Here is a 12,016-nt window from a genome sequence, read left to right as displayed (position 1 = left end):
TTCCCTACCGTCCGTTCCGCGCTCAACCGATCGCCGTGGCGACCACCCGCGCCATCGGCTTCCGGATCATGTGATCGCTCACGTTCACGACGTGGCTGGTGACGTTGCGCATCTTCTCGATGATGGCGAGGTTCTCCGGCACGAGGAATTCGTCGAGCCGCCCGTAGACCACCTCGACCGGCACATCCACGCGGGCCAGGTCGCTGATCACCGTCTGAGACTCGATGCAGTGCTCGAGCGACTTCACGAAGGGATCCCAGTTCTGCTCGGTGATCTCCATCACGTGCTCCACGGGCAGCAGCTTCGACACGATCGCGGCGTGCGCGATGGTGAAGTCCTTGTTCTCGCGGAAGTACTGATACGCCTGCAGATAGCCCCGCATCCGCAGTCGCACGCGCGGATCGCCGATCTCCGAGGGCGAGAGGTACACCGGTGGGCTCACGAGCACGAGCTTGTCGACGTGCGATTCGTGGGTGGCGGCGTAGCGGCTGGCGATCAGGCACCCGAGCGAGTGGCCCACCAGCGTGAAGGGCGCCTCCAGATGCAGCGAGCGGATGGTGTGCGCGATCGCGGCGACGTGCTCCTCGAGGGTGTACTCGGCGTGCTCGGGCTGAGGAGAGCCGCCGAAGCCGAGGAGATCGATCGCGACGACCCGGTACTCCTCCTCGATCAGCGGCGTCACGAAGAAGAACGTGGCCGACGACGAGGCGATGCCGTGGATCATCACCACCACGGGTCGAGGATCGTGCCCCTCGCGCCGGTTGTCGGATGCGATGTGCAGCAGCGGCGCCCGGGGGTCGCGCAGACCCTCCACCAGGTCATGAATCCTCGACATCACCCCACTCTGCCGGGTGGCGGCCATGAAGGCGAGGGGGCGCGCTACCTAATGCTCGTTGTAGGTGCCCTCGACCAGGATCTCGGAGACCTCGTTGAAGCGATACTTCGCCGTGGCGGGGCCGTCGGTGCCGTCGGACTGCGAGACCAGCAGGTAGACCAACTGGCCCTCGCTGTAGGGCAGCACGAGTTCTTCGGGGGCGCCGTCTTCGAGCGGGATGGTCTGGTCGTCGAGCGGACCTCCGGAGAGGTGCGCGAGTGCTGGTGTGGTCATCCCCCCAGGCTACCCGGTGGGCGGCGACACGGCGATGTCGTCGACGGCTGCGCCACGATGTCGGAGGTATCGGGCAGGATGGCGGCAGGAGGCAGTCGATGACGGAAGCACGAGGATCGTTCGCGATCGAACCGCGAGGAGCGTTCTCGCTCGAGTCGTGCATCCGCTTTCTCGAAGGGTTCACGCCCGCGGGCTACGCGGCGGATTCGCCCGGCACGCTCGACTTCGCGTTCGCCGTCGAAGGGTCCTGGCGGGTGGTCGGCCTGCGCGTCGAACAGGTGGGCACGGAGGTGCGGGGCCGCGTCTTCGCCGAGCATCCGGTGCGGCGCGCAGAGCTGTCGGCCGTGCGGGCGCAGGTCGAACGCATCCTCTCGCTCGACGTCGACGGGCGCGGGTTCGACGAGGTCGGCGCGCGCGACCCGGTGATCGGCGCCGCCCAGGCGCGTTACCCGGGCCTCCGGCCGGTGTGCTTCTGGTCGTGGTACGAGGCGGCGGCCTGGGCCATCATCGGTCAGCGGATGCGCATGACCCAGGCCGCAGCGGTGAAACAGCGGCTCGCGGCCGAGCTCGGCGAGACCGTAGTGATCGACGGGGTCGCGCACCAAGCCTTCCCCGCACCGGCCGCCCTGGCCGAGTTGAGCGGCGGCCCGGGCCTCACCGCGGCGAAGGTCGAACGCCTGCGCGCCCTGGCCGAAGCGGCCCGGCGCAACGTCTTCGACAGCGCGAGCCTGCGCGCCCTGCCCCGCGAGGAGGCGCTCGAGCTGCTGCAGACCCTGCCGGGCGTGGGCCCGTTCTCGGCCGAGCTCATCCTGTTGCGCGGGGCCGGCGATCCCGATCACGCACCGGTGCACGAGGCCCGCCTCGCGAAGGCGGTCGCCCACGCCTACCGCCTCGACGCCGCTCCGGATGCGATCACCCTGGCCGAGATCACGGCCGGCTGGGCGCCCTACCGCACCTGGGCCACGTTGCTGCTACGCGTGCAGCTCGAAGACGACACGCACGAGATCGCGAACGCCGGCCGGACGACGACGGGATGACCGACCCGAGCCCTCAGGCTGCCGACCGCTGCGCACTCGGGCGTCGACGCAAGGTCGCGTCGCCGACCTCCGGCCCCCGGTAGACCATGTCCATGGCGCCCACGCTCTCGCCCGGAGGCACGATGGCGTCGATGCGGTCGAGGATGTCGTCGGACAGCGAGACATCCACGCCCGCCAGAGTGTCGTCGAGCTGCTCCATCGTGCGCGGACCCGCGATCGCCGAGGTCACCCCGGGATGCGCGATGGCGAACGCCATGGCGAGGTGCGTGAGGCTCACACCGGCCTCGGCCGACAGAGCGATGAGCTGCTCGACCACCGCAAGCCGTCGCTCGTCGCGGAAGTGCGCCATGCCGGTGCGCGTGGAACGGAAGACGTCGTTCTCCTGACCGGCACGATACCGACCGGTGAGCATCCCGCCCGCGAGGGGACTGTAGACGAGTGTGCCCATGCCGTAGCGCTGCGTGACTGGCAGGATCTCCCGCTCGATCTCCCGGTCGAGGATCGAGTAGTTGGGCTGCTCGGTGCGGAACCTCTCGAAACCGCGGCGCTCCGACATCCACTGCGCTTCGACGATCTCCGAGCCCCGCATCGACGACGAGCCGATCGCCCGCACCTTGCCCTGGCGCACCAGGTCGGTCAGGGCCGAGAGCGTCTCGTCGATGTCGGTCTCGGCGTCGGGCCGGTGCAGCTGGTAGAGGTCGATGTAGTCGGTCTGCAGGTTGCGGAGCGATCGCTCAACGGCCTGCACGATCCACCGGCGCGAGGCGCCGCGGTGGTTGATGTCGTCGTCGACCGGGCCCCAGAACTTGGTGGCCAGCACGACGTCGTCGCGGCGACCCGTGAGGGCCTCGCCGACGACCACCTCCGAGTCTCCGTAGCGGTCGGCCGTGTCGACGAAATTGATGCCACCGTCGAGAGCGCGGTGGACGATGCGGATGGCTTCTTGGCGGTCGGGATTGCCGAGCTGCCCCAGCATCATCGCGCCGAGCGCGTAAGGCGTGACCTTGATGCCGGTGCGGCCGAGGGTGCGGTACTGCATGTTGTCTCCTTCGGGAGATCGTCTTATGATCGAGAGCATTCGGAACATCATTCCGGATACCGTACGGGCTAAGCGGAACAATGTTCCGCTACTGCTCCACCATACCTGGAACAGTGTTCCGCTACAAGAGGATCGTCGAATGCCGCCTGTCGAGACCGCCGGACCCCGACGGATGCGCGCCGACGCCCGCCAGAACGTCGACGCCTTGCTCGATGCCGCCAAGGACGTGTTCGCCGAGTCAGGGGTCGACGCGCCCGTTCGAGCCATCGCCGAACGCGCCGGGGTGGGGGTGGGCACCCTCTACCGCCACTTCCCTCAGCGATCCGACCTCATCTCCGCGGTGTTCCGCCGCGAGATGGATGCCTGCGTCGACGCGGCCCTGGAGATCGAGGCCGCCTATCCGCCCGGCGAGGCCCTCGACCGCTGGATCATGAGGTACACCCAGTTCGTCGCGGCGAAGCGCGGTCTCGCGGCGGCCTTGCACTCGGGCGACGCCGCCTACGAGCCACTCGCCGTGTCCTTCTCCACCCGCCTCGTGCCGACGCTCAACCGCCTGCTGGAGTCGGCACGGGCAGCCGGGGAGCGGATCGCCCCCGTCGCGCCCGGAGAATTCCTGGGAGCCGTGGCCGACCTCTGCCACAGCGGACCGCGCTCGAGCGCCGAGGCGTCGGCCCGTGCCGAACGCATGGTCGGCCTGCTGCTGGCCGGACTCCGCGCCTAGCCTCAGGCGCCGCGAGCCGAGCCGGACTCGGCTTCCGACTCCGAGCCGGCTTCCGACCCGGCGACATGCATCACCGCGCACTGCGCGAACGGGAGCCACTGCTCAGCCTCGGCGAGCGGGATGCTCACCCAGTCTTTGAAGGGGCGGCCCTTGCCCGAGGGGTCGAAGAGCTCCGCCCCGGGAACGTCGAGCGCCCCGTCGTGCTCCGGAGTGCCGGCACCGAGCTTGAAGCCCACGCTGTCGCCGTTGAGGCAGGCGAACATCGTGCCCTCGCGGGTGAGGATGGGGCGGCCCATCATGCGAGAGCGGCTGATGGCCGGGTCGCCGAGTTCGGCAGCGAGCAGATCCCAGCGTTCGAGCGCGTCCTCCGAACTGATCGGTGCGGCCATCCGCTCGTCCTCCCCCGCGGCCCGGCCCGATCAGCCGGCCGCGTACTCCCCGACGAGGCGCACGGCCCCGCCGTCGACGCCCTTGGCGCCCTGCTCGAAGCCGTCGAACGATCGCGGAGCGGTCGAGACCGTGCCCACCTGCCAGGTGGGGATGCCTTCCGCCTCGATCGCCGCGGTCACGGCCGCCGCCTGGGCGGCCGAGACGACGGCGAAGAAGCCGATGCCGAGATTCCAGGTGGCCTCGCTGCTCTCGAGTGAGGCGCCCGCGATCGACGACAGCACGCGGAACACGGGCGAGGGCGACCAGGTGGAGCGGTCGACCTCCACCCACGAGCCCCGGGGCAGCACGCGCGCGAGGTTCGCGGCGATGCCGCCACCGGTGACGTGCGAGAGGGAATGGATGGCGCCGGAGAGCGCCGGTGTCGCGAGCACCCGCACGAGCGGCCCGGTGTAGAGCCGGGTGGGTTCGAGCAGCACCTCACCGACCACGCCGCCGAACTCGTCGGAGTGGTCGGCGTAACCCAGCCCCGCATCCGCCAGGATCTTGCGCACCAGCGAGTACCCGTTGGAGTGCAGCCCCGACGAGGCCAAAGCGAGCACCACGTCGCCGTCGCGCACCCGCTCGGCGCCGAGCACGGCATCCGCTTCCACCGCACCGACGGCGGCTCCGGCCACGTCGTAGTCGTCGACGCCCATGAGCCCCGGATGCTCGGCCGTCTCGCCGCCGACCAGCGCCGTGCCGGTCGCGGAGCAGGCCCGCGCGATGCCGGCGACGATGGTCGCGATGCGCTCGGGAACGACACGACCGCAGGCGATGTAGTCGGTCATGAACAGCGGCTTGGCACCCACCACGACGATGTCGTCGACCACCATGCCCACCAGGTCTTGCCCGATGGTGTCGTGCTTGTCGAGCGCCTGGGCGATGGCCACCTTGGTGCCGACGCCGTCGGTCGAGGTGGCGAGCAGCGGATGCTTGTAGGCCGCGAGCGCCGACGCGTCGAAAAGACCGGCGAAGCCGCCCACCCCGCCCAGCACCTCGGGTCCGTGGGTGCGCTGCACCGCCGCTTTCATCAACTCGACCGCGCGGTCGCCCGCCTCGGTGTCGACTCCGGCGGCGGCGTAACTGTTGCTCATGCGTCCATTCTCGCGGACGCGGGCCGGATGCGCCGACTCGGCCCGCGCATCCGGCACCGCACCCGGGTCGACTCCTGACTCACCAGGCGCAGGCGACGAGGTTCTGCACGGCCGGGCTGAGCGAGTTCGGTCCGCCGAGCAGGGTCACCTTCGTGGCACCGAGGGTGGCGACATCCGCCAGCACACCGCGTGGCACGCAGTCGCCGGGAACCACGTAGAGCGGGCCGTCGGTCTTGCCGGCCAGCACGCCACCGGCGAGAGCGTCGGGGAAGTTGAGGCCCGTGGCGAGGTAGACGGTGGTGGCCGAGGTGAAGGCCGAGCGGTTGAGGTTGATCGAGGCCTGGAAGCGGTCGGCTCCGGCCACCCGGTTCACGGTGGCCGGGATGCCGGTGCGCAGCGAGTTCTCGAGGCCGGTCGACACCGAGTTGGTGCCGCCGACGACGGTCAGCGAGTTCGTGCCGAGCGTCGTGAACATCGAGATGGTGGCGCTGTCGGCTGCGGGCGCCGGGCCGTAGACCAACGTCACGGGCTCGCCCTTCGATCCGGCGGCACCCCCTGCGGAGAGGGCGTCGGGGAAGTTGGCACCGGTCGCGGTGTAGGCGTGCGCAGAGCCGGTGGCGAACGCCGATTCGACGACGTTGCGGCTAGCCTCGTAGCGGTCGGCGCCGGAGATCCGCTCGACCGACGCCTCGGGCACCAGGTTCTTCAGGGTCTTCTCCACCGAGGAGTTGACCGACACCGGTCCGCCCACGATCACGACCCGGTCGGGGTCGAGCGAGGCGATCTTGTCGGCGACGTTCTGCGGCACGCTGTCCGGCAACACCAGCAGCAGCGGGCCGCCCTGCTTCACGGCGGCGGGGCCGGCGCTCAGCGCATCCGGGTAGTTGAGGCCGGTGGCCACGTAGACGACGGGTGCCGTGGTGGGATAGGCCTGGTTCGCGATGTTGACGGCCACATCGAAGCGGTTCGCGCCCTGGATGCGGTCGACCGCGGGCTTGGTGGCCACCTGGAAGGTGCCCGTCGTGGTGCCCGACTTGTCGACACCGGTGCCGTAGCTGGCATACATGCTGAAGCTGTGCGATCCGTTGGACAGGTCGGGAGCGATGTTCGCCGACCAGGTGGCGTTGGCCGCCACCGGGATCGTGTACTCGTGGCTGCCGTCGACGGTGAGGTGCACGGTGAAGCGGGTGCCGCCGTTGGGCAGGTAGCCGGTGGCCTGGTTACCGCGGTAGAGCGGCACCCCGCCGCCGATCGTGGTGCTGGTGGGCTTGGAGACCTCCACCGCGAACTCGAAGTTCGGCTCGACGTCGAGCACGGATTCGTGGACCGAGTCGATCGGAACGCTGGCCGACACGGCGCCGGATTCGTTGCAGCTCTCCTGGTAGTTGCCGGCCGACAGGAGGCCGACGGCGTAGTTGCCCGAGAGCACCGATCCGCCACTGTCTCCGTGCAGCGCGCACATGTTCGAGACGTAGGCGTTGATCCAGTTCCCGTCGACGCCGACCTGCTGGTCGACGGCCTGCACCGTGCCGCAGGTCCAGCCGGTGGTGCGGCCCGACTTGCAGATGACCTGGCCGACCGTGGTCTTGGTGTAGTCGCGCACGGTGACCGGGGTTCCCGACGTCACGGTGCCCTGGTTGTTGTTCCAGGTGCCGACCGCGGGGCGCGGGGTCCAGCCCCCGGCGGTGGCGAAGAGACTGGCGTCGTAACCGTTGCCGAGGTAGGCGGAGCCGCTCACGGGCGAGGCGAGGAAGGCGCCGCCGCTGGGCTGTGAGCCGGGGCTCGACTGCACGAGTTCGTAGACGTTGCCGCCCGAACCGGTGTTCGGTTCGTAGCAGTGCCCGGCGGTCAGGAACTGGGCGGTCGAGTTCGTCGTGCTGCGGCCACTGAAGCCGACGGAACACAGATAACCGCCGTCGCCGACCGGCGTGTAGTAGCCCTGGCCACCGACGAGGTCTTTGAGGAACGCGAGGTCGGTGGGCCCGGCGGTGCGCTCGGCAGCCGCGCCGACCTCGGCGGTGGCGCCGACGGCCTCGACGGCCGGAACCTCATCCTCGGAGCCGACGGTCACCACGAGCTGTGCGCCCTCCATGCGCGAGGCCAGCACCGGCGTTCCGGATGCGTTCAGTTCGTCGACCACGTCGGCGGCGGTCGCGGCGGCCTCGGCCTGAGCGAGGTACTGCTCAGGCGTCAGGCCGAGGTCGGACTCGATCGCCTCGGTGAGCTCGACGGGCAGCACCGCGGCGTCGGCGGCGTAGGCCTCGAGCGGGTAGTCGCCCATCACGACGGGCGAGTCGGGCGTGGGCTCGGGCTGCGGGTCGGTCGGCGCGTCCGTCGACACCAGCACCGCGGCATCCGCGTCACTGAGCTGTGCGGCCTGCGCACCGAGCGGAACGGAGACGGATGCGCCGAGCACGACGGCGACGGTGAGAGCGCCCAGCAGGCTGGCGCGGCGGGTTCTGCGGGACACAGGAGCCTCTCGGTCGTGAGGACCGAGAGCGGGAGTCGCCTTCCGGGGTCGACGTCGGCGATGACGCGCGAGTCCCCCGGCTCGGATCGGCTACATCCTATCCACACCGCGTGTCGAGGAGACACCCCGCCGGCAGCGGGTCGGCAAGCGTCCGGGGCGACGGGGTCAGGGGAGGATGGCGTCGACGTAACCGCCATCGACACGGAGCGCGCCACCGGTCGTCGCCGAGGCGAACGGGGATGCCAGGTAGGTGACCATGTTCGCGATCTCCTCCGGTTCGATCAGGCGCTGGATCAGCGACTGCGGGCGGTGCAGGCGCATGAACTCGCGCTGCGCCTGCTCCCACGGCAGGTCACGGGAGACCAGCTGGTAGACGAAGTCCTCCACCCCCTCGGTGTGCGTCGGGCCGGCGATGACGGAGTTGACGGTGACGCCCGATCCGGCCGCCGTCTTGGCGAAGCCGCGGGAGACGCCGAGCAGGGCGGTCTTCGAGACGCCGTAATGGATCATCTCCACCGGCGTCACGACGGCCGAGTCGCTCGCGATGTATTGGATGCGCCCCCAGCCGCGCTCCGTCATGCCCGGCAGGTAGGCGCGGGTGAGGCGCACGGCCGAGAGCACGTTGACCTCGAAGTAGCGGCGCCACTCGTCGTCGCTGATCTCGAGCGCCGGCTGGGCGCCGAAGATGCCGAGGTTGTTGACGAGGATGTCGACCACGGGCAGGGCCGCCACGAGGTGCGCCACCTCGGTCTCGTCGGAGACGTCGCCCACCGCACGCGTGATGCGGGAGGCCGGGTGCGCCTCGAGGATCGCGATGCGGGCGCGCTCGACGCTCTCGGCCGTGCGCCCGTTGACCGCCACCTCGGCTCCGGAGGCGGCGAGCTGTTTCGCGATGGCGAGCCCGATGCCCTGGGTGGAGCCTGTGACGAGGGCCACCTTGCCGGTGAGGTCGATCTGCATGGGCGTCATCCTTCGGTGGAATGAGAGGGGCGGAGGGATACCCCCAGGCTAGTTCGGGCGCGCGACGGCGGCCATGCCCCTGCGCCCCGTCGAGCTCGACCGGTCAGTTGGAGGGCGGGCCCTCTTGCGGGAACGACGGAAACGTGCCCGAGCCCGGCACGGTGACCGTGGTGCTGCTGCCGCCGAGACCGGAGAGACCGCTGCCGCTCGACTCGGAGTCGCTGCCGGGCACGGCTGCTCCGACATCCGCCAGCACCACCGTGTCGCCGGCGGACAGGCCGGAGGTGATCTCGGTGCGCTCCGCTCCCATCGCGCCGATCTCCACCGGCGTGGACTGTGGCGCCCCGTCGACGAGCAGGTCGACGGAGTAGGCGGCGCCGTCGCGGTGCACGGCCGAGGTCGGCACCGTGAGCACGTCGCCCTGCGAGGCCACGGCGACGGTGACCTGGGCCGATGCGCCGTTCAGGAGCTGCGCATCCGTGGGGTCGAGGTCGATGGTGACCTGGTAGCTCGGGGTCGACGAGTCCTCGGAGACGTTGAGCACACCGATGGCGCCGACGGTGCCCGTGACGGAGGTGCCGGTGCTCGGCAGCTCGATCGAAGCCGTCTGGCCCGGTGCCAGGGCGCCCACCTTCGCGAGGGTCACGGTGGACTCCACCACGAATCCGTCGTCGCCGATGATCGACACGACGGCGGTCGTGGAACCCGCGGTGACGGTGTCGCCCGCGGACAGGCCGACCGCCGCGACCGTGCCGGCGATCGGGCTGGTGAGCGTCGCCATCGCCAGCTGCTGCTGGGCGAGGGCGAGCTTCGACGTGGCGAGATCGATCTGCGCCTGGTCGGCGACGATGGTCTCGGCGGTGATGGTGGTGGACGCTCCGACTCCCGCGCCGCCTGAGCCCGCGTCGGGCGTCGTGGCGGTGGGTGCGCTGGCGAGGGAGGTCACCGACGAGGCCAGAACGATCGTCGCGCCCCCGGTGCCGCGACCGGAGACGGAGGCTGCCGCGTCGGCCGTGGGGGCGGGCGTGGCGGTGGGAGCCGGGGTATCGGTGCCGGAGGTCGATGTGCCGGCCACCGCCGCTTGGAGAGCGGTGACGGCGGCATCGAGCTGATCCATGAGGGGCGTCAGGGCCGACTGCGCGTCGTTCACCTGGGACTGCTCGGTCTGGACCTCGGTGATCGCCGACTGGCAGGCGGCCAGATCGGCTTTGATGGCGTCGAGGGCGGCCTGGCCGGCTCCGGATGCGGGGTCTCCGCCGGCCGTGTCGGTGCCGTCGGTGCTGCCGTCGGTTCCGTCCGTGCCGCCGGTGCCCTGATCGGTGCCGTCGCCGCCACCGGCCGTCACCTCGTCGATCGTCGCCTCGAGGAAGGGCCGGCAGGTCTCGTCCGAAGCGGCGATCGTCTCCTGCGTGGTGGCCAGGGCCGCCGACGCCGTCGCGTACTGGGCGAGCAGAGCCTGTTGCGCCGCGGTGACCGCGTCGACCGCCGCCTGGATGGCTGCCTGGTCGGGGCCGCCGGTTCCCGGGTTTCCGGTGCCGGGATCTCCGGTGCCGGGATCGCTTCCCCCGGGTGCCGTGCCGCCGGGCGCCGTGCCCGTTCCGCCCGCATCCGGCGCCGTCATGCCATCGGGCACGCTCCCGGTGGCGCCGGTGTCGGGCAGGGCGCTCGCCGAACTCGACGATCCGCCCGAGGCCTGGGTCTCGAGGTCGTCGGCGAGCCGCTCCTCGGCGCTCGTCACGTCGTCTTGAGCGGAATCGACCGCGTCCTGCAGGTCGCCGGTGTCGAGCGTCGCGAGCTGTTGCCCCGCCGTGACCGTGTCACCGACCTTCACCGACACGCCGTTCACGGTTCCGCCGACCTGGAACGCCTGGTCGCGTCGCGTGACCGACGCGACCGTGCCGCTCAGCGAGAGCTCCTGGTCGACCGTGCCGTTCTCGGCCGTTGCGGTGCGGTAGTCGGCGCCCGCGCCGCGGGTGAGAGCGAAGACCGCTCCCCCACCGAACGCGCAGAGCACGACGGTGGTGATGGTGACGGCGAGGATGCGCTTGGTGCGCCGTCGTCGCGCGGCGAGTCGCTTGGGCGAGAGCGGGCGGGCAGCGCCGGATCCGGCCGACGACGTCACGTCGGACCCGGCTGTGCTACCGGTCGAGGAGAGCGTGGTGGCCTCCGGCTCGGCGTCGGGTGCGGGGCGGGGTGTGCGGCGGACCATCAGCTGCCGCTTCCGGTGGTGGCCGAACCGGCGGGCCCGCGGCCACCGCCGGCGCCGGGCCGACCGAATCCGGTCGAGCATCCGTCGTCACCCGCGGCGGAGACCGCGAGCGTGGTCGCGGTGACCGTGCCCTTGTCGTCGGCCTCCCCCATCGCTGTGACGCAGGCGCCCACGACGAGCGATGACGCGTCGGTCGTCTCGGTGCGGGTGAAGGTGGTGGAATCGTCGACGGTCACGTCCTCGGTCGAGGCCGTGCCCTCCGCGTCGGTGGCCTGCACCGTGAATCCGGTGCCCGAGACCGCCGTGACGAGTCCGGTCGTCAGGCCGCCGAAGCCGCCGGCGCCCGGCGCGCCGGTCGGCATCGCCCCGTCGGGAATGTCGGTCGGCGGGGTCATTCCCTCGGGCATGTCGGTGGGCGGTGTCATTCCCTCCGGCAGATCGGTGGGCGGGGCGCCTCCCCCGAACCCGCTGCCACCGCCCGGGAAGGCGCCGGCCGCACAGTCACCGTCGACGGCCGCGCTGATGATGACGGATGTCGCGGCGCCGCTGTCATCGGCACTGTCATCGGTGGCGCCGTCACTCGCCGGCATTCCCCCGGTGAACGCCGTGACACACACCCCCGAGGTCACGTCGGCGAGCGCGGCCTCGACGGTGCGGGTGATCGCCGTGTCGGCGGTGTAGGTGACCGCGGTCTGCGAGTCGGTGTCCTGCACCTGCAGCGTGCTGCCGGAGATGGCGGCGATCTCGCCCGAGACGCCGCCGCCCCCAGGAGCGCCCGCCACCGGTGCGCCCGCTGCAGCGGTCGACGGTGCGCCGGTCGCGGATGTCGCCGCGTCGCCCGACGACGAGCACGCCGAGAGGGCGAGCACGCCGGCCAATCCGGCGACGCCGAGTGCGACTCCCAGACGCGCGGAACGAGGACGGGTGGAGGTGGAGAGACGTTTCATGA

General features: G+C 71.0%; 11 protein-coding genes. 2 read left to right on the top strand and 9 right to left on the bottom strand.

Annotated elements, in window-relative coordinates; all coding sequences use genetic code 11:
* Positions 1-22: 22 nt before the first annotated feature.
* Both BLW00_RS07570 and BLW00_RS07565 read right to left on the bottom strand, forming a co-directional pair.
* Positions 23-835, bottom strand: coding sequence for an alpha/beta fold hydrolase (locus BLW00_RS07570; RefSeq protein ID WP_092551317.1), 813 nt, complete (start codon positions 833-835; stop codon positions 23-25).
* A 48-nt stretch (positions 836-883) separates the two neighbouring features.
* Positions 884-1,108 carry a hypothetical protein gene (locus BLW00_RS07565; RefSeq protein WP_092551314.1) on the bottom strand — a complete coding sequence of 75 codons (225 nt, stop codon included), beginning with the start codon at positions 1,106-1,108 and terminating at the stop codon, positions 884-886.
* Between the two features lie 98 nt (positions 1,109-1,206).
* Here BLW00_RS07565 and BLW00_RS07560 point away from each other — a divergent pair, with 98 nt between their 5' ends.
* A complete protein-coding gene (locus BLW00_RS07560; protein WP_092551311.1) occupies positions 1,207-2,145 on the top strand; it encodes a DNA-3-methyladenine glycosylase family protein in 939 nt (312 codons plus the stop codon).
* 13 nt (positions 2,146-2,158) lie between these two features.
* Here the strand turns inward: BLW00_RS07560 and BLW00_RS07555 are convergent, their stop codons facing one another.
* Positions 2,159-3,184 carry an aldo/keto reductase gene (locus BLW00_RS07555; protein WP_092551308.1) on the bottom strand — a complete coding sequence of 342 codons (1,026 nt, stop codon included), beginning with the start codon at positions 3,182-3,184 and terminating at the stop codon, positions 2,159-2,161.
* Positions 3,185-3,323: 139 nt separating this feature from the next.
* Between BLW00_RS07555 and BLW00_RS07550 the strand changes: the two genes are divergently transcribed.
* Positions 3,324-3,905: a TetR/AcrR family transcriptional regulator gene (locus BLW00_RS07550; RefSeq protein ID WP_245741365.1), complete on the top strand. Its 582-nt coding sequence runs from the start codon at positions 3,324-3,326 to the stop codon at positions 3,903-3,905.
* A gap of 2 nt (positions 3,906-3,907) precedes the next feature.
* Here BLW00_RS07550 and BLW00_RS07545 read toward each other — a convergent pair whose 3' ends face one another.
* The 6 genes from BLW00_RS07545 to BLW00_RS07520 all read right to left on the bottom strand — a co-directional run bounded on the left by BLW00_RS07545 (position 3,908) and on the right by BLW00_RS07520 (position 12,014).
* A complete protein-coding gene (locus tag BLW00_RS07545; protein WP_175494179.1) occupies positions 3,908-4,294 on the bottom strand; it encodes a hypothetical protein in 387 nt (128 codons plus the stop codon).
* A 30-nt stretch (positions 4,295-4,324) separates the two neighbouring features.
* On the bottom strand, positions 4,325-5,428 hold the full coding sequence (purM, locus tag BLW00_RS07540) for a phosphoribosylformylglycinamidine cyclo-ligase (protein ID WP_092551302.1): 1,104 nt from the start codon (positions 5,426-5,428) through the stop codon (positions 4,325-4,327).
* A gap of 79 nt (positions 5,429-5,507) precedes the next feature.
* Positions 5,508-7,898 (bottom strand): cell wall-binding repeat-containing protein, encoded by a 2,391-nt coding sequence (locus BLW00_RS07535; protein WP_092551299.1) that lies wholly within the window; start codon positions 7,896-7,898, stop codon positions 5,508-5,510.
* 165 nt (positions 7,899-8,063) lie between these two features.
* Positions 8,064-8,858: an SDR family NAD(P)-dependent oxidoreductase gene (locus tag BLW00_RS07530; protein WP_092551296.1), complete on the bottom strand. Its 795-nt coding sequence runs from the start codon at positions 8,856-8,858 to the stop codon at positions 8,064-8,066.
* Positions 8,859-8,961: 103 nt separating this feature from the next.
* Positions 8,962-11,067, bottom strand: a complete 2,106-nt coding sequence (locus BLW00_RS07525) for an efflux RND transporter periplasmic adaptor subunit (protein ID WP_175494178.1) — start codon at positions 11,065-11,067, stop codon at positions 8,962-8,964.
* Positions 11,067-12,014 carry a DUF5666 domain-containing protein gene (locus BLW00_RS07520; protein ID WP_092551290.1) on the bottom strand — a complete coding sequence of 316 codons (948 nt, stop codon included), beginning with the start codon at positions 12,012-12,014 and terminating at the stop codon, positions 11,067-11,069. The genes BLW00_RS07525 and BLW00_RS07520 overlap by 1 nt, the downstream gene beginning before the upstream one ends.
* Between the last annotated feature and the right edge of the window lie 2 nt (positions 12,015-12,016).

It is taken from the genome of Herbiconiux ginsengi, assembly GCF_900107435.1.
Taxonomy (GTDB): Bacteria; Actinomycetota; Actinomycetes; order Actinomycetales; family Microbacteriaceae; genus Herbiconiux; species Herbiconiux ginsengi.
Note: the sequence above shows the minus strand (reverse complement) of the source record. Positions and strands in the feature narration are given on the sequence as shown.

Excerpts from the sequence above, each read along its gene's own strand:
- BLW00_RS07570 (WP_092551317.1), bottom strand. The coding sequence starts at position 835 with ATGTCGAGGATTCATGACCTGGTGGAGGGTCTGCGCGACCCCCGGGCG.
- BLW00_RS07565 (WP_092551314.1), bottom strand. The coding sequence starts at position 1,108 with ATGACCACACCAGCACTCGCGCACCTCTCCGGAGGTCCGCTCGACGAC.
- BLW00_RS07545 (WP_175494179.1), bottom strand. The coding sequence starts at position 4,294 with ATGGCCGCACCGATCAGTTCGGAGGACGCGCTCGAACGCTGGGATCTG.
- BLW00_RS07525 (WP_175494178.1), bottom strand. The coding sequence starts at position 11,067 with ATGGTCCGCCGCACACCCCGCCCCGCACCCGACGCCGAGCCGGAGGCC.
- BLW00_RS07560 (WP_092551311.1), top strand. The coding sequence starts at position 1,207 with ATGACGGAAGCACGAGGATCGTTCGCGATCGAACCGCGAGGAGCGTTC.
- BLW00_RS07555 (WP_092551308.1), bottom strand. The coding sequence starts at position 3,184 with ATGCAGTACCGCACCCTCGGCCGCACCGGCATCAAGGTCACGCCTTAC.
- purM (WP_092551302.1), bottom strand. The coding sequence starts at position 5,428 with ATGAGCAACAGTTACGCCGCCGCCGGAGTCGACACCGAGGCGGGCGAC.
- BLW00_RS07550 (WP_245741365.1), top strand. The coding sequence starts at position 3,324 with ATGCCGCCTGTCGAGACCGCCGGACCCCGACGGATGCGCGCCGACGCC.
- BLW00_RS07520 (WP_092551290.1), bottom strand. The coding sequence starts at position 12,014 with ATGAAACGTCTCTCCACCTCCACCCGTCCTCGTTCCGCGCGTCTGGGA.
- BLW00_RS07530 (WP_092551296.1), bottom strand. The coding sequence starts at position 8,858 with ATGCAGATCGACCTCACCGGCAAGGTGGCCCTCGTCACAGGCTCCACC.